Annotated in this window: 13 protein-coding genes; all 13 read right to left on the bottom strand. The window is 44.1% G+C overall.

The genetic code is table 11. From position 1 onward, the window contains the following. Positions 1-28: 28 nt before the first annotated feature. On the bottom strand, positions 29-520 hold the full coding sequence (locus LJE09_RS03240) for a 4Fe-4S binding protein (protein ID WP_022380733.1): 492 nt from the start codon (positions 518-520) through the stop codon (positions 29-31). Positions 521-522: 2 nt separating this feature from the next. Then, the gene (xdh, locus tag LJE09_RS03245; RefSeq protein WP_022380732.1) at positions 523-3,105 is read right to left on the bottom strand and encodes a selenium-dependent xanthine dehydrogenase; all 2,583 of its coding nucleotides are present in this window, start codon (positions 3,103-3,105) and stop codon (positions 523-525) included. Positions 3,106-3,533: 428 nt separating this feature from the next. Next, positions 3,534-6,533, bottom strand: a complete 3,000-nt coding sequence (gene ygfK, locus LJE09_RS03250) for a putative selenate reductase subunit YgfK (protein WP_055052749.1) — start codon at positions 6,531-6,533, stop codon at positions 3,534-3,536. A 113-nt stretch (positions 6,534-6,646) separates the two neighbouring features. Then, complete coding sequence (ssnA, locus tag LJE09_RS03255) at positions 6,647-7,978, bottom strand: putative aminohydrolase SsnA (RefSeq protein WP_008703281.1); 1,332 nt, start codon at positions 7,976-7,978, stop codon at positions 6,647-6,649. A gap of 306 nt (positions 7,979-8,284) precedes the next feature. Further along, positions 8,285-8,884, bottom strand: coding sequence for a histidine phosphatase family protein (locus tag LJE09_RS03260; protein WP_022381051.1), 600 nt, complete (start codon positions 8,882-8,884; stop codon positions 8,285-8,287). Then, on the bottom strand, positions 8,877-9,257 hold the full coding sequence (locus LJE09_RS03265; protein ID WP_022381052.1) for a bifunctional adenosylcobinamide kinase/adenosylcobinamide-phosphate guanylyltransferase: 381 nt from the start codon (positions 9,255-9,257) through the stop codon (positions 8,877-8,879). Before LJE09_RS03265 ends, LJE09_RS03260 begins: the two co-directional genes overlap by 8 nt. 10 nt (positions 9,258-9,267) lie before the next feature. Next, positions 9,268-10,044, bottom strand: a complete 777-nt coding sequence (locus tag LJE09_RS03270) for an adenosylcobinamide-GDP ribazoletransferase (protein ID WP_008703284.1) — start codon at positions 10,042-10,044, stop codon at positions 9,268-9,270. 45 nt (positions 10,045-10,089) lie between these two features. Then, positions 10,090-10,632, bottom strand: a complete 543-nt coding sequence (locus LJE09_RS03275; RefSeq protein WP_022381053.1) for a bifunctional adenosylcobinamide kinase/adenosylcobinamide-phosphate guanylyltransferase — start codon at positions 10,630-10,632, stop codon at positions 10,090-10,092. Next, positions 10,632-11,684 (bottom strand): nicotinate-nucleotide--dimethylbenzimidazole phosphoribosyltransferase, encoded by a 1,053-nt coding sequence (cobT, locus tag LJE09_RS03280; RefSeq protein ID WP_022381054.1) that lies wholly within the window; start codon positions 11,682-11,684, stop codon positions 10,632-10,634. The genes LJE09_RS03275 and cobT overlap by 1 nt, the downstream gene beginning before the upstream one ends. A 24-nt stretch (positions 11,685-11,708) precedes the next feature. Beyond that, entirely contained in the window at positions 11,709-12,125 is a 417-nt protein-coding gene (locus LJE09_RS03285; protein WP_022381055.1) for a GtrA family protein, read from the bottom strand. A 14-nt stretch (positions 12,126-12,139) separates the two neighbouring features. Further along, on the bottom strand, positions 12,140-13,075 hold the full coding sequence (locus LJE09_RS03290; RefSeq protein WP_022381056.1) for a glycosyltransferase family 2 protein: 936 nt from the start codon (positions 13,073-13,075) through the stop codon (positions 12,140-12,142). 310 nt (positions 13,076-13,385) lie between these two features. After that, positions 13,386-16,121 (bottom strand): YfhO family protein, encoded by a 2,736-nt coding sequence (locus LJE09_RS03295; protein WP_022381057.1) that lies wholly within the window; start codon positions 16,119-16,121, stop codon positions 13,386-13,388. Positions 16,122-16,615: 494 nt separating this feature from the next. Continuing rightward, positions 16,616-20,152, bottom strand: coding sequence for a pyruvate:ferredoxin (flavodoxin) oxidoreductase (gene nifJ / locus LJE09_RS03300; protein WP_055059496.1), 3,537 nt, complete (start codon positions 20,150-20,152; stop codon positions 16,616-16,618). Positions 20,153-20,444: the final 292 nt, after the last annotated feature.

The raw sequence follows: 20,444 nt of genomic DNA on the forward strand, positions 1-20,444 counted from the left end.
GAACAAAGTGAACAGTAACCTGATTTACTTAACGTATTTCTGTCAATATTCCATGCAGGTCATGGATAACGTGTCTTGGGCATTTCACTGCGCACATACCACAGCTCAGACATATGGATTCCTCGATCACTGCACAGTTGTCTTTTACTTTTATCGCACCGGCTGTGCAGGTCTTCTCGCAGATTCCACAGCCGATACAGCTGACGTTACATTGCTTCTTTGCTTCTGCACCTTTTTTCTTATTGGAACATTTTACCACAATGTAGTTTGCACACTCATGGACATGGATCACTTTCTGTGGGCAGACTTTCGCACAGGCGCCACAGCCAATGCATTTCTCCTCATCCACTTCCGCCACACCATACTCATTGATGGAAATGGCTCCGAATTTACATTTATCTATACAGGCTTTACATCCGATACATCCATCTGCACAGCCGGCCTCACCTTCGGCTGATCTGCATCCCCCATTACATGCAACTACAGCCGCGCGATATGGAAATTTCTTCTTTACTGCCATATTCAGCACTTCCTTTCATATGGTGTTCCGGTCAGAGGAAGACTATATTGTCTTTCACCATTCCATCTGAAATATGCATCTGCAATTGCAGGTGCAGTTGGGATAGAGGTGATCTCACCGATTCCAATGGCACCACAGGCTACATTCAGTCCCGGTTTGTCAACAACGATGGCATCGATTTTCGGAATCTCATGAGAGCGGAACAGACCAAGAGATCCATACTTGTCAATTGGTTTACAGTTCTCATCGATCGGATAATGCTCTCTCAGTGCAAATCCTATGGACATCACTACGCCGCCCTCAATCTGACCTTCACAAGACAGTGGATTGACTGCCTTGCCCACATCATGTGCAGCAACCATTTCCTCAATCTTACCTGTTTTCTTATCCAGGATACACATCTGCGTCGCATAGCCGTAGGCTACATGGGAAACAGGATTCGGCACATTTGCGCCAAGAGGATCTGTCTTTGCAAGATATTCCCCATAATAAATTTTACCGATCACATCATCAATGGTCTTACCTGCATTGCGGTCCTCCATAACCTTATCGCAGGCTCTGCGGCAGGCTTCCCCTGTTACCAGAGTCTGTCTGGAACCGGAAGTTGTACCTGAATCCGGTGCGAACCAGGTATTACTTCTCTCATATACAATATCTTCATGCTTCAGATCTGTATTGGTGACTACCATCTGTGTCAGGACTGTACCAAGTCCCTGGCCGATACAGGAAGCACCGGAATAGATGTGCAGCTTTTTATCTTTCTCAAATACGAGTTTCACGCGGCCTGTATCCGGGATACCGACACCGACACCGGCATTCTTCATGGCGCAGCCGATTCCCACCGGTTTTCCTTCTTCCAGAGCAGCATCATACTTCTTCTTTACAGCTTCCAGTGTCTCCACAAGACCTGTGGAATTATCTACGATCTGACCATTCGGAAGCGTCTCACCGGGACGGATCGCATTGCGGTAACGGATTTCCCATGGAGTGATACCTACTTTGTCTGCCATCATATTCAGTAGGGTTTCTGTTGCAAAACAGGTCTGGGTTACACCAAAACCGCGAAACGCTCCGGCAGGCGGATTGTTGGTATAATAAGCAGTTCCTTCAATCTCGAAATTCTCATAATGATAGGGACCTGCCGCATGAGTACATGCACGTTCCAGCACAGGACCGCCAAGTGAGGCAAATGCACCTGTATCTGATGCTACTTTCGCTTTTACCCCCATGATATTGCCGTTCTCATCGCAGCCCATGGTCATATCCATATAAAACGGATGACGCTTCGGATGAACCAGCAGGGATTCTGCTCTGGTCAGTTTCATCTTCACCGGTTTCTTAGTAGCATAAGTGAGCAGCGCAGCCAGATGCTGTACTGTCATATCTTCCTTTCCGCCGAATCCGCCGCCTACAAGTGCATTCTGTACCTTTACTCTGTCCGTTCCAAGTAACAGGGAACACTCATGTAATGTCTGGTGTGCAGACTGATCTGTGGAATATACGAAAATATCTCCGTCCTCATCATACAAAGCCACTGCGCACTCAGGCTCAAGAAATGCATGTTCTGTCCATGGGGTTTCAAAATGATGACTGATCACATATTTGGAATTACGGATTGCTTCATCTGCATTTCCTCTGCTGATATGTTTATGTGCACAGATATTATTTTCTTCTTCATCAAATACCTTCGGTGCATCCTCTGCCGCTGCTTCCTCAATTGTACGAATATGAGGCAGCACTTCATATTTTACTTTGATCAGTTTCTTAGCTTTCTCAGCTGTTTCTCTGTCTTTTGCAGCAATAACGGCAATGGCATCTCCAAGATAATGTGTCAGACCCCCTACAGGTATCAGTGAATACTGATCATGTTTCAGATGTCCGATCTTATTCTCTCCCGGAATGTCCTCTGCTGTTAATACCGCTTCTACCCCGGAAAGTGCCTTTGCTGCTGCTGTATCGATCTCAAGTACACGTGCACGTGGATATTTACTTCTGAGTGCCACCCCATACAGCATTCCGTCAAAGTAAAAATCATCCGGATATTTGCCGGTTCCCAGTACTTTCTCCTCCACATCCACTCTGGATACTCTATGTCCTATATTCCAGTCCGGATCCAGATCATCCGGAATCACACCCGTCTTTAAAACTTTCGCAGCCAGCCTTACTGCATCCATAATTTTTACATAGCCCGTGCAGCGGCAATAGTTATTGCGCAGTGCATATTTAATCTCATCATCTGTGGGCTCTTTGTTCACGTCCAGAAGAGCCTTTGTACACATTACCATACCCGGAATACAGAATCCACACTGAACAGCACCTGCTTTTCCATAAGCGTAGGTATAGACTTCCCTCTCCCATTCAGTCAGTCCTTCTACTGTGATCACTGTCCTGCCATCCAGTAAATCTGTGTCCGGCACACATGCCTTGCATGTTTTTCCGTCAATTATAACTGTACAGGCTCCGCAGGCTCCTTCACTGCAGCCGTCCTTCACTGAAGTCAGATGAAGTTCATCCCTCAAAAAGCGCAGTAGTTTCTGATTTCCGGTCGGTTCGACCTTTTGTCCATTGACTGTAAATACTGCCATATCGGACTCTCCTTTCTTTTTCGCACGTCTGCCAATTAGGGCAGTCAGCCAGAGTTTACCTCTTTCTGTTTTTTATCTGCCTGTGATACCGCATGAATTTATTACAAAAGTAACATGCGGCCGCGATTCAGCCTGATATGCAACGCTGTCCACAGCCTTTTTCTGCTGTGGACAGAGTTAAATATTTCTTTATAAGTTATCTGATATTACAAATTTAAAATTATTTTACAGCTCTTTATTCCTGTTTTCAGACACGCTCTAGTACAGTGTTTCGTAAATAACTATATCAATCGCGTAGGATGCGGATTCGAGTGTGCTGGTATAAAAACGCAGGCGTAGCGGGCTACGCTGAGGCTTTTAGACCTGTGCAATCGGATTCGCAGACAAGTGAGTGGTATAGTTATTTCGAAAACGATGTACTAGGATCATCATTTCATGATCAGATAGCTGTAATCATCGATTACTGCACAGATCAGTCTGCGAAGACCTTCGTACAACTTATCATTTGCATCATCTGCCTTGCAGTCGGAAATCTGACCAAGGAGACGAACCTTGCACTCTTTTGTCTCCGGATTGATCACTGCAAATCCATCATTTGTGCTGTCTGCCATATCTGCCTCAGAAGCAAATAATGTAAATTTATCCTTGTACGGTGCACTTGCATATGGACAGAAGCTCTTGCAGTTGCCGCATTCGTTACACATATAATCTACATGGATCACCTGATTCATTGCCATTCCCGGAACTTTGATGGAGATGTTTGCTCTGTTTGGACATACATCTACACAATTCTCACAGACTTTATTACAGGTCAGACAGCGCTCACTTTCGCTCGCAGCGTCCTTGCTTTCTTTGAGTATTGCTTTTTTGGAGTAACAGTCTTTTTCTGTTCCCGGTACAGGCTGTCCTTTTACAATATCATGTCCAAGGATTGCTTTTGCAGCAACCTGTGCGTCGCGGATCGCTTCTACGATCGTAGCAGCTCCCCTTGCACCGTCACCGACAACGTAAACGCCTTCTGCACTTGTCTCCATTGTCTTATCATTGATGCGGGCTTTTCCGCGCTCATTGACCGCAATACCATTTGCTTCATAGAACTCAGTCGGAACTTTCTCGCCAACTGCAACGATCACTGTATCAGCCAAAACTTCTTCTGTTTCGCCCGTTTCTGTTACACCTGCACGTCCGGAAGCATCCATGCTGCCAAGTTCCATCTTCTTACAGAGCAGTTTGCCGTTTTCCAGAGATACAGGAGAAAGAAGTTCTTTGAACTCTACGCCCTCTTCCAGTACTTCCAGTAACTCATCTTCTGCTGCTGGCATATAGCGTTTGGTTCTTCTGTATACCAAGTAAACATGTTCTACACCTTCTGTACGTTTCGCAGCTCTTGCAGTATCCATGGCAGTGTTACCGCCACCGATCACAACTACGTTTTTACCCAGCGCAACCTTACCGCCAGTTGCTTTGAAATCTCTTAAGAATTTCAGAGCATTGATGGTTTCACCCTTTTCAAGCTTCAGAGTACCCGGTTTATTTGCACCTGTTGCAACGATCACTGCGTCATAACCCTGTGCTTTTAATTCCTGTACGGATTTCACTTCTGTACCTGTTTTGATCTCCACACCCATCTTCTGGATGAAGGAAACATCTTTATCGATTGCATCATCAGAGATACGGAATCCCGGGATCACATAACGGATCACGCCGCCGGCTTTCTCTTCTTTCTCAAATACTGTTACAGAAGCACCTGCTCTTGCAAGGAAGTATGCAGAAGCAATACCTGCAGGACCTGCACCTACAACAGCTACTTTCTTACCGTCTGCTGTGCCTGCTTTGATCTCATCGATCACTGTATCATATCCGTTTTGTGCTGCGATGAGCTTAGTGTTGCGGATATTTACAGGTTCTTCATAGAAGTTACGTGTACATTTGTACATACAGTTGTGCGCACAGAGAGTACCTGTGATAAATGGAAGTGCATTTTTCTCAAGGATAACTCTTAATGCCTGTGCATAATCGCCTTCTCCTGCCAGCTTCACATAGGTTGTGATATCCTGGTGGATCGGACATCCTTCTTCGCATGGAGCAAAGAAACAGTCAAGGAGCGGAACCTCTGAATCAGTTTTTCTCTTAGGAAGCGGTTTGATGCTCTTTACATGGTGAGTATCTTTTTTCGCATCCTCGGCCAGCTGCTCAAGTGCAGCTACATCAATGCCTTTCCATTCTTTCACACCGTCAGCCATTACTTTCTCTGCCATCTGGGTAAATCTCTGATATCCGCCCGGCTTCAGAAGTGTAGTTGCCACTGTTACAGGCCATACACCACATCCGACGATACGGTCGATATTATAGTAATCAGCACCGCCTGAATAAGCGATACGGAGTTTTCCGTCAAATTCCCGGGAAAGTCTGGCTGCAAGAGAAATGGATAACGGGAAAAGAGATTTTCCGGACATATACATTTCTTCGCTTGGAAGTTCATTTCTTGTAACATCTACAGGGAATGTATTGGTGATCTTCACACCAAACGCAAGGTTCAATTCATCTGCAAGTGCCTGCAGTCTCTTAAACATCGGAATCGCATCTTCGTACTGTAAGTCATCTTTGAAATGGAAATCACCAAATACCATATAATCATATCCCATGTCATCCATGGTCTTTCTGGCAAATTCATATCCCAGGAGAGTCGGGTTACATTTGATAAATGTGTTCAAATGTTTCTCTTTAAACAGATGATTTGCAATGCTCTCAATCTCGTTTGGAGGACATCCATGGAGAGTAGAGATTGTTGCGGAATTACAGATATCAGACGGAATCGCCTCAATATCTTCTTTTGTAACTTTTTCAAATTTATCTACATTGTCCAATAACCACTGTTTACATTCTTTAAAGATTTCAGTATCTTTTGCTTCCATCATACTGTCAATGAAAGTATTAACCTTTGGCTCTTTGATCCCTGCAAGATCATATCCAACGGAAATATTGAACTGGAATCCGTCCTGTGCACCCAGATCAAATTCTTTGGCGATCACATGCAGGATAAACCATGCTTTAATATATTCTCCCATTGCCTGAGGAACATAAAGCTCTGTAGACCATTCACAGTTATATCCTTCATCATCTGCAAGGATACATGGTCTGTTGATACAGGCTGCAAGCTCTGCACCGTCCATCTTCTGAACTGTTTTCAGCTCAAAGAAACGTGCGCCTGCATAGTAAGAAGCAACAATGTTCTGTGTTAACTGTGTATGCGGTCCTGCAGCAGGTCCGATCGGTGTTTCCAGATTTCTCTCAAATATATTCAGCTTCCTGTCAGTTTCCGCTGCATAAGCTCTGTGCTGTCCGAAAACTGTTCCTTTTGTTTTCTTTTCTTCTAATACCCAGTTCATTAACTGTTCAAAGGGCATACAGGTCATGACTTCACTCATAATCCGATCCTCCATTATTTCATACGGTATGGCTTCTCTCCATCCGTTCTATATTTTATTTACATTTATTTTTGCCAGGCAGAAAACTTATCTTTTTTACAATTCTTTACAGATTAACCATTAATATCATCTGCAAGTTCTTTTGCAGCCTGACGGCAGTCTGCCATAACTTTTGCCTCGTCGCATACAAGGACTTCGCGGTCTTTCATCAGGACTTTACCGTTACATACAGTAGTCTGGACCATGCTTCCGTTTACACCGAACATCAGATGTCCGTTAATGTTGCTTTCATTCATTGGTGTCAGCGGATCATAATCGATCACGATCACGTCTGCTGCCGCACCCTCTTTCAGGACACCGAGCTGTTTCTTAAAGTATCTGTTTGCAATCTTTGCATTTCCTTCAAAAAGCATCTGTGGAACTTCTCCCCAGGCTGCGTTCGGGTCGCAGAGGCTGTGTTTGTGTAAAACATTTGCAACCTTCCAGGATTCCATCATATCATGAGTATATCCGTCTGTACCAAGACCTGTGAGGATTCCCTTCTGTACCATTCTCATGGTTGGAGGACATCCGCATGCATTACCCATGTTAGATTCCGGGTTATGTACAACCATGGTATCTGTATCTTTGATCAGATCCATTTCATGTTCATTCACATAGATACAGTGACCGAGTAAAGTCTTCGGTCCAAGGATGTTCCAGTCATGAAGACGGTCAACAATACGTTTGCCATGCTCTTTCAGACACTGATGGAGATCGTAAATGCCTTCTGCTACATGGATGTGATATCCAACACCTTCCGGTTTCAGTTCATTGCAGAGAGCCATTGTCTCATCAGAGATTGTAAAGGATGCATGCATACCCATCATTCCGGCGATCATATCACTGTCGTCTGCAAGTGCATGCTTGATAAAATTCACGTTCTCCATTACAGATTCTCTGGATTTCTCCATTCCGTCACGGTCAGAAATCTCATAGCAGAGGCAGGTACGCACACCTAAATCCTTCGCAGCTTCCTCGATCGCATTGAGGGAACCTGTAATATGGCCAAAACTTGCATGATGGTCAAACACTGTGGTTACACCGTTCTTGATAGAATCAATGTATGTAGCATATGCAGAAAGCTTTGTCTGCTCCAGTGTCAGATGACGGTCAACTGTCCACCATAAGCCATCCAGAATATCCAGAAATCCCTGAGGATTATATCCGTTAATGCTTAAGCCTCTTGCGAAGGAGCTGTAGATATGCTCATGGGCATTAATAAATGCCGGCATGATAACCCCACCCTTCGCATCAACAAATTCAGCATCCGGATAAACTTTCTTTACCTCTTCAGTTACCCCCACCATTACTATGGTGTTACCATCCATTGCTACAGCACCATTCTCCAGAAATGGATTGGATGCGTCCTGTGTGATCATTCTTCCATTACCAATTACCAGCATATAGTTCCTCCTTTCACTTGTCAAAAACTACCAATTCGATACTGCTTTTTACCTTTTGTTTAGGAATTATGTACTAATACTGTAACATACTTCTCCGAATAATGCAAGTAGAATTTACAAAAACTTTTTGGTTTTTCAAATTTTTTTTAGGTTTTATACTATCTCCGGTGAACAGATAAAAAAGAACGGGGCAGTCATTGATGACAATGAACAACCTCGTTCTTTTTTTGATTTTCCTGTTTTCTGATGAAGCTGATTTTATGACAAATTTTCAGGTTTGTCAACAATTTTTGTAAGATAGGAGAGTTATCCTTCCATAATCGCAGAATTAACCCTGAGCTGTTTTCGTCCATTCTTCCAGAGATTCTCATCCAGCTCCACCTCATAGCCGCCGCCATTTCTCACATGCCACTCATAAAATGGTTTCTGTATATCTGCATACTCTTCCATGATATTCATGATCGTACCGCCATGGATGACAAGTGCCGCCTCTGCCACATGGCTGCGGATACATCCGGACACAACCCTGTCAAATCCTCTCAGGTTTCTGCTTTTAAACCCTTCCCTGCTTTCTCCTCCCGGAAAAGGCAGAGTACCGTTGCTGTCAATCCATTCCTGATAGTGCGGATTACCTTCCAGCTCTTTATAGTTCTTATTTTCAAACTCTCCGAAATCACATTCTGCCAGCTCTTCAATAATATGTACCGGCTCTCCCGGAAAAAGAATCTCTGCTGTCTGCACGCATCGTTTCAGAGGACTTACATAAACCGCCTGAACCTTTGGATAATCCATCTTATGCAGAAACTCTGTTCCCTCCTGACATAACGGCTCATCCGTTGTGCCGATATATCTGGAAAGTTTATTCCCTTCTGTTTTTCCATGTCTGATCAGCCATAATTTAATCATCTTTGATCACCGTTCCAATCCCGCAGATCACGCGCGTCACCTTATGGCTGTATGCTGCCAGCTTCGTACATACACGCCCTACAGCCTCTCTGTATTTTCTGTCAAAAGCATCCACAGGTACAACCCCGTACCCTACTTCCTGAGAGACAAGGACAATATCCGGATTCTTACAGATGATTTTTTCCGCAAGATCTGACACATCCTTTCCATTCTCCAGTTCACTGCGGATATACTGCTGAAAACCAGTCACACCCTGAGCATTCATCAGTTCCTCCTCTGTGACAGAACCGCCGTCACTCCACCTTAACTGTGGATACTGTTTCCTGGCATATTCAGTCTTTCCCTGATATGCACCGCCGATTATCATTTCCATACTCTTCTCCTCAAAAATTAGAAACCACCGCCAGGATCAATGCCATCCCAACTTCACAGATACAAAGAAAGAATCCTGAAATATCCCCGGTTGTCCCGCCAAAGTACTTCATCGCAATATGATGATAATACCAGAAAATCAGCAAAGCTCCCACAAAAGCCAGACTTCCCCATACAGGCCGGATCAAAATCATTCCCGCAGCCAGAAGCACCAGATAGACGATCAGCACATTTCTCGAGAGCACATCTGAAGAATTTCTGGAAAACTCAGCAACTGTACCGTCTGCCTTTGCTTTCGGAAAGGTAATAACTCCAATCCCTGACAGACATCTGGAAACCATAAAACCAAGGCTCAGAATTCCGATCGCCCTCATATTCTCTGCACTGTTAAACAACTGACTGTAAGCGCCGTACCAGGCAATGAAATATACCGCCGCAGTAATAACGGCAAAAGCACCTGCATGGGAATCCTTAAGAATCTCCAGCCTTCTGCTTCTCTCCTGCCAGGAACTCAGGGCATCCGAAGTATCCAAAAGACCATCCACATGGATCCCGCCTGTCACAAATACCGGTACCAGCACCAGCACTGCTGTCACGAATCCCGGCTGATACCCAAACCGAAGTCCCAGATATGCCACCAGCATAGTCAGCCCGCCGATCACAGTTCCGATAAACGGAAAAAAGCAGAACATATACTTCATATTTTCCTTTGTCCAGTCAGCGCGGGGCATGGGAATCTTAGAAAACATGGCAAATGCCACCTTAAAATTATTCCATAAAGATTTCATTGATCAATTCCTCTTTTTCATATTATGGCAATCCTGTCAAATATATTATTTGCAAAGATTGCTGCAGGTATCTGCAGATTTGTGAAAGACTGGTATCCCATATATAACTTCCACCACTTCATCAGCTCTCTGCGCAGCAGCCTGATTGATTTTTCCCAGATATTCCAGATAAGAATCCATATCTCCGTCAAACACAACCGCATCTGAAAAAATCTCATTTGTAACGATTACCACATGAGCAGCCTGTTCCAGCAGATTCTCAATCCCTTTTGTAACTTCCGAAACTGTCCGGTCATGGGCTCCCTGTTCTTCAAACATTTCATTTGCCACCAGATTCGACATACATTCCAGAAGCACCACACATCCGGCAGGCAGTTTCACATTTTTGAGCCCTGTATAGCACTCAACTGTCTCGAAACCTTTTCCTGCACGCATCTTTTGGTGTCTCTCGATCCTTTTATGGCTCTCTTCATCAAAAGGGTGCATGGTCGCTATATAAATCCTCTGTGCATCCCCGAAAGAAAGCACCCTGTCTTCCGCAAAAGCAGATTTTCCGCTCCCGCTTCCCCCTGTCACAAGCGTCAGCATTATTTCAGCTCCTCATACTGTTCCACATGGATATCGTCAAAAGTACTCATAGAATGATAAACCGCTGCTGCCAGATCAAGGATCGGGAATAAAGCTACTGCTCCGGTTCCCTCGCCCAGACACATATCCGCATGAATGATTGCCTCTTTCCCCATATTCTCAAGGATCAGATGGGCAGCCGGCTCATTTGATACATGGGATGCAAGAATATAATCCCTCGCAGCCGGGCAGATACGCATGGCGATCAGCGCAGAAACACAGGAAATAAATCCGTCCATGACTACAGGAATACCATAAACCGCACCTCCCAGAAAGACACCTGCCATTCCAGCGATATCAAGACCGCCTACCTTTGCCAGAACATCAATGGCATCCTCAGGATCCGGTTCATTTAATGCAATGGCTTTTTTGATCGCATTGATCTTGCGCACAAGTCCCTCGCTGGTCAGACCTGCGCCGCGCCCTGTCATCTCTTCCACCGGCTGTTTCAGCAACACAGAAGCAACTGCACTGCTGGTGGTTGTATTTCCGATTCCCATTTCCCCTGTTGCCAGAATCCGGTAGCCCTTATCATTCAGTTCCCTTACCATGTCAATGCCTGCTTCAAGCCCCTTTACAGCCTGTTCTCTTGTCATGGCAGGACCCTTGGTCATATTCTGTGTACCATAGGCAATTTTATGGTCTGTGCGGACTTTTGTATCCGTCACCATCCCCATATCCACCGGAAAAATCTCCGCATGGTTCTGCTTACACATCACACCGACAGATGTGTCATATTTCAGAAAATTCTCGGCAACGATGGCAGTAACTTCCTGTCCGGTCTGTGTCACACCCTCTTCTACCACGCCATTATCCGCGCACATGGCAATCAGACCTCTCCTGGAAAGATCCACCTCTGCGTTTCCTGTAATTCCCGCGATCTGGATCAAAAGAGTCTCCAGTTTTCCAAGAGAATGCAGTGGTTTCGCAATACTGTCCCATCTTTTCTGTGCAATCTCCATGGCATTGTGATCTAATGGCTTAATCTTTGCAATAGCTTCTTCCAGAGTCATGAGTTTTCCCTCTCTTTTCCTTCATTATTTTGATTTCCCTGTTGTAAACACAAAAAATTTACTGAATACATAATTCAGTATCAACACAATAAACTGTGTCAGGAATTTCCCGATCATATCATTAAGCCCCATCACTGACACAAGCAGCCATACACCGCCAACCTCGATCACCATAGTGATCAGTCTGGCACTGACAAATTTGCAGAATGGCTGAACATGATCCTTCAATGTCTCGCATTTATCCTGAAAAACATACTTCGAATTTACCACATAGGCAAACAGGATCGCCAGGATGATTGAAATAATATTGGCGATATTCAGCTCCACCTTCAGCTTTCTGAGAATGAAAAAGCTGACCAGATTTACCATAGTGGTACATCCGCCAAAGAAAATATAGCGGATAACGGAACTTTCATACATTTTTCTGATCCATTGCTTCATACAAATATATCCTCTCAGTCCTGTATATTTCCATTCTTAATTACTTTTGAAATAATATATCTCGGTCTGCGCTTTACTTCTTCATAAATCTTGGAAATATAATATCCAATAATTCCAAGACTGATCATCATGGCGCTTCCCACCAGAAGTAGCACCATCAGCAGGGTGGTATAACCTTCCACTGCAGAACCTGTAAAATACTGCACAAGCGAATAGACCATAAGGACCAGCGAACAGGCAAAACATATCGCTCCTGTGATCGTAACAAACTGCAGCGGAAAAGTAGTAAATGCCACGATATTTGTGAACGCATATTTCACCAGCGCCCAGGGAGACCACTTGGAAACGCCGGCCTCTCTCTCCTGCACCTCAAATTCCACACTGGTAGTCTTATATCCCACCCAGGAAGAAGTAGCCCGAAAGAACATATTCCTCTCAGGCATAGACAGAATACTGTCCACAGCCTTCCTGTCCATCATCTTAAAATCCGAGGCATCCTTCATATTTACCTTAGTTGCCTTAGACATGATATCATAGAAAAATCCGGCACATTCTTTATGTAAAAAGCCCTCTTTTCCTCTGTCTGCCTTCACACCCTCGATCACTTCATAGCCTTCCTGCCACAGCCTGTACATCTCAATAAGCGTCTGCGGCGGATGCTGCAGGTCACAGTCCATGACAGCCACCACATCTCCACAGGCCTGCGCCAGTCCTGCAAAAATCGCTGCTTCCTTTCCGAAATTTCTGGAAAAAAGAACGCCTGTCACATTCGCATCCCTCTCTCCTGCCTTCTGAATTTCTTCCCATGTCCGGTCGCCGGAACCATCGTTTACAACCACCAGCTCATAGGGAATCTTCGCTTTTGTAAGAACTTCCGCCAGCACCCGACAGGTTTTCCCAACCATCAGCTCCTCATTATATGCCGGAAGTACCACTGATAATTTACTCATGATGTCATTCCTCATTTTGTTTCATTCATATACAACAGACTAGTTTCTCATTCACTGTCTGTTACTCCTGTAAATATTTTCTATAATGTCAGGGGCAAAAGGTTATTTTACTCCTAAGCACTTTACAGCTCCCGCAATTCTTATTTCTACTTTATTATACACAAATTTACAGAAATGTCCATTCCAACAATCTGCATGCTCCAGTGTGTCAAACACTTCACAGGATAATAGCACGTATGTTACTGTTCTCTTCGTTCTCAGTAACGAGACTCAGATACATTCCAGACTTCCTGAAGCAATGGAATTTGGATTACTTTTTCTTCCTGAACACCAGCATTACATATATAACCAGCCCCAGAACAGAAAGAAGCATTCCCGCTTTCAGATAAGGTGTGCAATATGTAAGGCGTATCTCATGTGAACCAGGTTCCAGTTCCAGAGCCATAAACATGGTATTCGCCTTCTGAAGCTTCGTTTCTTTCCCGTCCACATAAGCCGTAAATCCCTTACTGTACGGAACAGACAACACAAGAGCTTTCTTTTCGGAAACACTGATATCCCCTGTAATCTCATTCGTTCCCATTTTTACATTCTCGAGAGCTTCTTCACCCAGCTTCACAGTTTTTTCCTCAATCCCCTGCACCGGCTGACTCACAACCCTTAATTTATCATAGGTATAAACACCCGTATTAGCAAAGGTGATCGTCATAGTACGAACTCCTGATCTGGAATATCCCATATTGCAGAGAAAATCATGCCGTCCACTGTAGGCATTATACTTATCTGTAAAAATCTTTATGGTCTTGGTCACATCATTGGAGCTGACTGTCATAGCCGCTTCCTTTGATTCCTTCCAGTATCGCCACCGGCTGTCCTCATCAAGAACCTTATTTTGGTCATACTCAGACATCTTCTTCCACTGACTGTTACCAATCAGTTCTCTCGGTGAAAGACTGTCATAATCCAGATTATCTGCGATCAGGTAATTCTCACTGTCCGTAAGACCATGGAACACAAGCTTCAGCTGCGCCCCTTCCTTCGTCACCCTGATTGCTCCCTTAGACAGAGCACAACCATCCCCTGTCTCCATACGATACTGGATATTCTCATTATCAGCATCAACAGATGCCTCAGGCAGTGTACTCTCCTCAAGCACCACACCGTCCATCAAAGCCTGCTGCTTTTTTACCACATCCATTTTCTCATATTCCGATTCAGGAATATAACTGTCATAAGTATAACCCAGAGGCAGTGCATTCTCATTCTCATAAGCCCTGCACTCACTTTTTCCCTTTCCTGCAGAGCCCTTCTCTTTATTATATCCATAGGAAAGATAGCGGAAATTATCACCACTTATCACAAAATATTTCACAGAAGCCAGCCTGTCCAGGATCGTCCTTCCGTCCAGGTTCTCATAATGCTGCTCCCATGGCGTATTCAGATACATTTCACTGAAAAAATCACTGATACTGCTGTTTGCAAGACTGAAATAATAAGCAGTACTGTTCGTACCCATATACATAGAAGTATTATCATAGGGCAATGCCCCATACTGGTCATAACGATAGACACCTGAATCCCCGGCGGCAAGAACCGCCTTATCCGTATTCGACTCCAGCTTATCCAGCGACTCCTCTTCGGCTGCAAACTCTGACAGATAATCCTTCTCATAAGAATACTGATAAGAAACATTCAACATAATGCTCACCACAAGCAAAGCACTGAGAAGCCCGCACATATACTTCCCCTGCAGAAAAATATTTCCAAAAGAAGTAACCGTAAACACAGCCAATACCAGAACCAGCACACCTGCCATATTTCTCTGCGTTCTGGCAGCTTTCGCAAACAGAGCCAGCACACAATACGCCACCGTCATGACAAAAATCTTCTTCTTTTCCCTCACAGTCAGAGTAAACAGCTCAGGATATGCCTTCACAAAAATATACGCGATCATCATCCCATAAGCCCAGATCCACCTGTTGGACACATAAGAGAAACCATTGAGCACATGCCCTGCAAAAGGCACCAGCAAAAACAGATTCAACAGCCCAAATCCTAATTTCAGATCCAGGTACTTCTTCTTCCTGGAAAAAAGCACAAACACACCTGCCATAGCAACAGCAGAATACCCGGCAACCCCCCACTGGATCATATTCTCCCCGATCAGATCACCCAGATACTTCTCATAATAAATTTTATCATATAAAAGAGGCACATAATTCTCAGCCTGAAACCTATCCGTACCAAAAATCGTCATGACCACCGGAATAAAAATAACCGCCGCGATCATCAAAGCCACCACATAATAGCCGATAAACTTCACCAGCCATCTCAGAACATCCTTCACACTTCTCTCACTGAAAATCCCAAAATACCGGAAAGCCGCATAAATAAACATAAAAATACAGATCATATAAAAGAAATAGAAATTCGACATAGCCGAAACCGCAGTCGCCCAGATAAACAGCCATGGCTTCTCCCTCTTATAAATCTTATCAATCCCCATCAGAACCAGTGGCAGATAAATCATAGGATTGGAAAAATACGGATGCTTCATAGCCGCATAAATCGTCCATCCCGCAAAAATATAGATCAACGTTCCCATAAACGTCGCCTGCTTCGGATTCTTATGATAAAAACAAAAAACACTAAAAGAAATCCCTGCCAGATAGATCCTCAGAAAAATCAGAACCTCATACAAAACCTCCGTCTTATCCGCCGGCACAAACACAGACAACAAAGTCAGCGGATCCCCGATCACATAATAATGCAAAGTTGTAAGAATATCTGAACCATACCCGATATTCATATCCCACATAGGCAATTCCAGCTTATGCTCTACAAAAATCGTATGCAGAACCTCCCTCAGATACCGCCCATAATACGCCAGAGAATTCAAATGCTGCGGAATCCCATCATGACTCCACACCAAAGACTTCCCATTACCCGCAAACTGATAATAGATAAAAAAAGAAATAACCCCAAATACAAGCGTATATAATAAGTAGAAATCCTTCTTACTATCCCTGCTCACAAATTTCCTCATAACCGCTCCTTTATATTCTATCATTCTAAACCGAGTTATAAAGTTCTCACTGATTATAGACAAATATCCAATACTTGTCAAATTTATAGCCAACATTATTTCATTGTTTAAGAACGACGAAAGTATTTAAATCAGCCAACAACCAGCCGGGGAATGACAGAACATCTGAGGCGAATCTCGAGGGTTCATGTAATTTCTTAGTATTTGGAAAGCCGCGTTATTCAGAAATTGCTCACTGTTTGAGCGAAGCGAGTTTGAGCAATTTCTGAATGTTTTTAGCGGTTTTTCAAATACTTAGAAATTACATGGTTCCGAGACTGAGCCTCAGATGTTCTGCCATTCCCCGGCGTCCCCTTTTTAAGCAATACATAAAAGGACCGCGATACAAAAAGTACCGCGGCCCACATATATCGTCTGGACACTATAAATAGCTCTATCTATTTATTTTTTAATGATTTATAAACTTGTTTACAGTCGTTCAAAAACCGAAAAGATTATTCAGCGCTATGAAGAGCGATCAGCTTCTGCAGATATTCAAATCTAGCCTTAGCCTCAGCCTCATTCTTAGCAAACAGTCTTGCAGCCTTCTCAGGATTCTGACGTTTCAGAGAGTTGTAACGAACCTCACCGTCAAGGAATGCCTGATAATCTTCCATGCTCGGAGCCTTGGAATCAAGAGAGAACTTGTTTCCTTCAGCTGCAGGATTGAATCTGAAGTTATGCCAGTATCCAACCTTAACTGCTAATTCTTCCTCTGTCTGAGCTTTTGCCATACCTTTCTTAATACCATGATTGATACATGGAGCATAAGCGATGATCAGAGATGGTCCCGGATAAGCCTCAGCCTCTGCAATAGCTTTTACAGTCTGGTTGAAGTCAGCACCCATGGAAATCTGAGCAACGTATACATAGCCATAGCTCATAGCGATGGAAGCCATATCTTTCTTCTTAGTCTCTTTACCGCCTGCAGCGAACTGAGCGATAGCACCTGTAGGTGTAGACTTGGAAGACTGTCCACCTGTGTTAGAATAAACCTCTGTATCGAATACCATAACGTTGATGTCACGTCCACTAGCGAGAACATGGTCAACACCACCGAATCCGATATCGTAAGCCCATCCGTCACCACCGAAGATCCACTGGGATTTCTTAGCCAGGAAATCTTTCTGAGCAAGGATTTCTTTTGCTTTGTCACATCCGCAAGCTTCAAGAGCAGCAACAAGTTTGTCTGTAGCAGCGCCGTTTGTAGCACCTACAGCAAATGTATCCAGCCATTCCTGACCAGCTGCCTTAACGTCTTCGTTTGTTCCGTTAGCAACAACGTCTTCAACTTTTGCTTTTAAGCCATCGCGGATAGCTCTCTGAGCAAGAAGCATACCATAACCAAACTCAGCGTTATCTTCGAACAGAGAGTTGGACCATGCAGGACCCTGTCCCTTAGCGTTTACTGTGTATGGTGTAGATGGTGAGGAGTTACCCCAGATAGAAGAACATCCTGTTGCGTTTGCGATGTACATTCTGTCACCGAACAGCTGAGTGATCAGTTTAGCGTATGGTGTTTCACCACATCCTGCACAAGCTCCAGAGAACTCAAGCAGAGGCTGTTTGAACTGGCTGCCTTTAACAGTTGCTTCTTTAAATTTAGCGATAACATCTTCTTTAACCGGCAGTTTAACTGTGTAGTCAAAGTATTTCTGCTCGTCTGCGCTTGCTTCAAGGTTTTCCATAGCAAGTGCTTTCGCACCCTTCTTACCTGGGCAAACGTTTACACAAGAACCACATCCTGTACAGTCAAGTGCGGATACGGACATTGTGAATTTATATTCTTTCATACCTGTAAGGTCTAATGTCTTCATGCCTTCAGGAGCATTAGCTGCTTCTTCAGCTGTCAGAGCTACAGGACGGATAACTGCGTGCGGGCAGACATAAGCACATCTGTTACACTGGATACAGTTTTCCGGATTCCATACAGGAACGTTAACTGCGATACCACGTTTCTCATATGCAGCTGCACCTGATGGTGTAGTACCGTCTACATAATCCTTGAATGCAGATACAGGTAAGGAGTTACCTTCCTGAGCATTAACTTTAGCCTGGATATTGTTAACGAAATCGATAACATCCTGACGTCCTTCTGTTGCATGAGTCATATGAAGACCTTCGTCCTCAGCGTTCTTCCAGCTTTCCGGAACCTGGATCTCTACAACCTGTTTAGCACCAGCGTCGATAGCTGCCCAGTTCTTCTGTACGACATCATCACCTTTACGTCCGTATGTTGCCTTGGCAGCAGCTTTCATAAGGTCGATTGCCTGATCTTCTGGAATGATTCCTGTCAGTTTGAAGAATGCAGACTGAAGGATTGTGTTGATACGTGTTGGTCCCATGCCAGTTTCAATACCGATCTTAACACCGTCGATTGTGTAGAATTTGATATTGTGGTTAGCGATGAAAGCTTTTACCTGTCCTGGTAAATGTTTCTCAAGACCTTCCATATCCCATGCACAGTTAAGGAGGAATGTACCACCGTCAACAAGTTCCTGAACCATGTTGTATTTGTTTACGTAGGATGGATTATGACATGCTACGAAGTTTGCTTTGTGGATCAGGTATGTGGATTTGATCGGTTTCTTACCGAAACGTAAGTGGGACATTGTAACACCACCGGACTTCTTGGAGTCATAATCAAAGTAAGCCTGTGCGTACATGTCTGTGTTGTCACCGATGATCTTGATGGAGTTCTTGTTGGCACCTACAGTACCATCAGCTCCCAGACCCCAGAATTTACAGTTTGTTGTTCCTTCAGGAGTTGTTACGATCGGAGCACCTGTCTCAAGGGAAAGGTTAGTAACATCATCAACGATACCGATTGTGAATTTTTCTTTAGCAGTGTTCTCATAAACAGCTACGATCTGTGCAGGTGTAGTATCTTTGGAACCTAAACCATAACGTCCGGAGAATACTTTTACGCCGCCGAATTTGCTGTCTTTTAATGCTGCTACAACGTCAAGGTACAGTGGCTCGCCAAGTGCACCCGGCTCTTTAGTTCTGTCAAGAACTGTGATCTGTTTTACAGATTCCGGAATTGCATCGATGAGTGCCTGTGCGCAGAATGGTCTGTAAAGACGAACTTTAACAACACCGACTTTCTTTCCTGCTGCTGCAAGGTAGTCGATTGTCTCCTCGATTGTATCGTTTACAGATCCCATAGCAACGATTACGTGTTCTGCATCAGCAGCTCCGTAGTAGTTGAATAATTTGTAATCTGTACCGATCTTAGCGTTAACTTTATCCATGTATTCCTGTACTACTGCCGGAAGAGCATCGTAGTATGGGTTACATGCTTCTCTTGCCTGGAAGAAGATATCCGGGTTCTGAGCGGAACCTCTCTGACATGGGTGATTCGGATTCAGGGCATGGTTACGGAATGCAGCGATTGCATCCATATCTGCCATATCCTTCAGATCTTCATAATCCCATGTTTCAATCTTCTGAATCTCGTGAGATGTACGGAATCCATCGAAGAAGTTGATGAACGGAACTTTACCTTTGATTGCTGAAAGGTGAGCAACAGGTGTTAAGTCCATAACTTCCTGTACAGAAGATTCGCAGAGCATTGCGCATCCGGTCTGACGACAGGCCATAACGTCTGAATGATCTCCGAAAATTGAAAGTGCATGAGAAGCAAGTGCACGTGCAGATACGTTGAATACTGCAGGTAACTGCTCACCGGCAATTTTGTAAAGGTTCGGGATCATAAGTAACAGACCCTGAGATGCTGTATATGTTGTTGTTAAAGCACCTGCTGCCAGAGATCCGTGTACAGCACCTGCTGCACCAGCCTCAGACTGCATTTCAGTTACCTGAACTTCCTGTCCGAAAATGTTCTTTCTTCCCTGGGTTGCCCATTCATCTGTTGCTTCCGCCATAACAGATGAAGGAGTGATCGGGTAAATAGCGGCTACATCTGAGTATGCATATGAAGCATGAGCAGCTGCATGGTTACCATCCATGGTTTTCATCTTTCTTGCCATAGTTTGTTTTTCCTCCTTAAAGGTTGATGAAAATTAATTATTTATTTCAAGGCATAAGTAAAATATACCTCAAATTTCATTGTAGATTATAACATAATCTTCTGCCTGTGTCCAATTTGTTTTGACATATTTTGTATCTTCTGAGGTACAAAGCAGGGATTTTCTGTTATTTCAGTAGCAAATATGTGCATTTTTTGAGTTGTATATGACTAACATTATGCAGATATGCCAAATTTCGGACAAATCAGGCAGATAAAATCATCCGCTTCGCTTCGCTGCGCAGCTCTGCACC

Origin of the sequence: Blautia sp. DFI.3.45 (assembly GCF_020593505.1) — a bacterium.
Classification (GTDB): domain Bacteria; phylum Bacillota; class Clostridia; order Lachnospirales; family Lachnospiraceae; genus Blautia_A; species Blautia_A wexlerae.

Excerpts from the sequence above, each read along its gene's own strand:
- LJE09_RS03240 (WP_022380733.1), bottom strand. The coding sequence starts at position 520 with ATGGCAGTAAAGAAGAAATTTCCATATCGCGCGGCTGTAGTTGCATGT.
- xdh (WP_022380732.1), bottom strand. The coding sequence starts at position 3,105 with ATGGCAGTATTTACAGTCAATGGACAAAAGGTCGAACCGACCGGAAAT.
- ygfK (WP_055052749.1), bottom strand. The coding sequence starts at position 6,533 with ATGAGTGAAGTCATGACCTGTATGCCCTTTGAACAGTTAATGAACTGG.
- ssnA (WP_008703281.1), bottom strand. The coding sequence starts at position 7,978 with ATGCTGGTAATTGGTAATGGAAGAATGATCACACAGGACGCATCCAAT.
- LJE09_RS03260 (WP_022381051.1), bottom strand. The coding sequence starts at position 8,884 with ATGATTAAATTATGGCTGATCAGACATGGAAAAACAGAAGGGAATAAA.
- LJE09_RS03265 (WP_022381052.1), bottom strand. The coding sequence starts at position 9,257 with ATGGAAATGATAATCGGCGGTGCATATCAGGGAAAGACTGAATATGCC.
- LJE09_RS03270 (WP_008703284.1), bottom strand. The coding sequence starts at position 10,044 with ATGAAATCTTTATGGAATAATTTTAAGGTGGCATTTGCCATGTTTTCT.
- LJE09_RS03275 (WP_022381053.1), bottom strand. The coding sequence starts at position 10,632 with ATGCTGACGCTTGTGACAGGGGGAAGCGGGAGCGGAAAATCTGCTTTT.
- cobT (WP_022381054.1), bottom strand. The coding sequence starts at position 11,684 with ATGACTCTGGAAGAAGCTATTGCAAAGATTAAGCCATTAGATCACAAT.
- LJE09_RS03285 (WP_022381055.1), bottom strand. The coding sequence starts at position 12,125 with ATGAAGCAATGGATCAGAAAAATGTATGAAAGTTCCGTTATCCGCTAT.
- LJE09_RS03290 (WP_022381056.1), bottom strand. The coding sequence starts at position 13,075 with ATGAGTAAATTATCAGTGGTACTTCCGGCATATAATGAGGAGCTGATG.
- LJE09_RS03295 (WP_022381057.1), bottom strand. The coding sequence starts at position 16,121 with ATGAGGAAATTTGTGAGCAGGGATAGTAAGAAGGATTTCTACTTATTA.
- nifJ (WP_055059496.1), bottom strand. The coding sequence starts at position 20,152 with ATGGCAAGAAAGATGAAAACCATGGATGGTAACCATGCAGCTGCTCAT.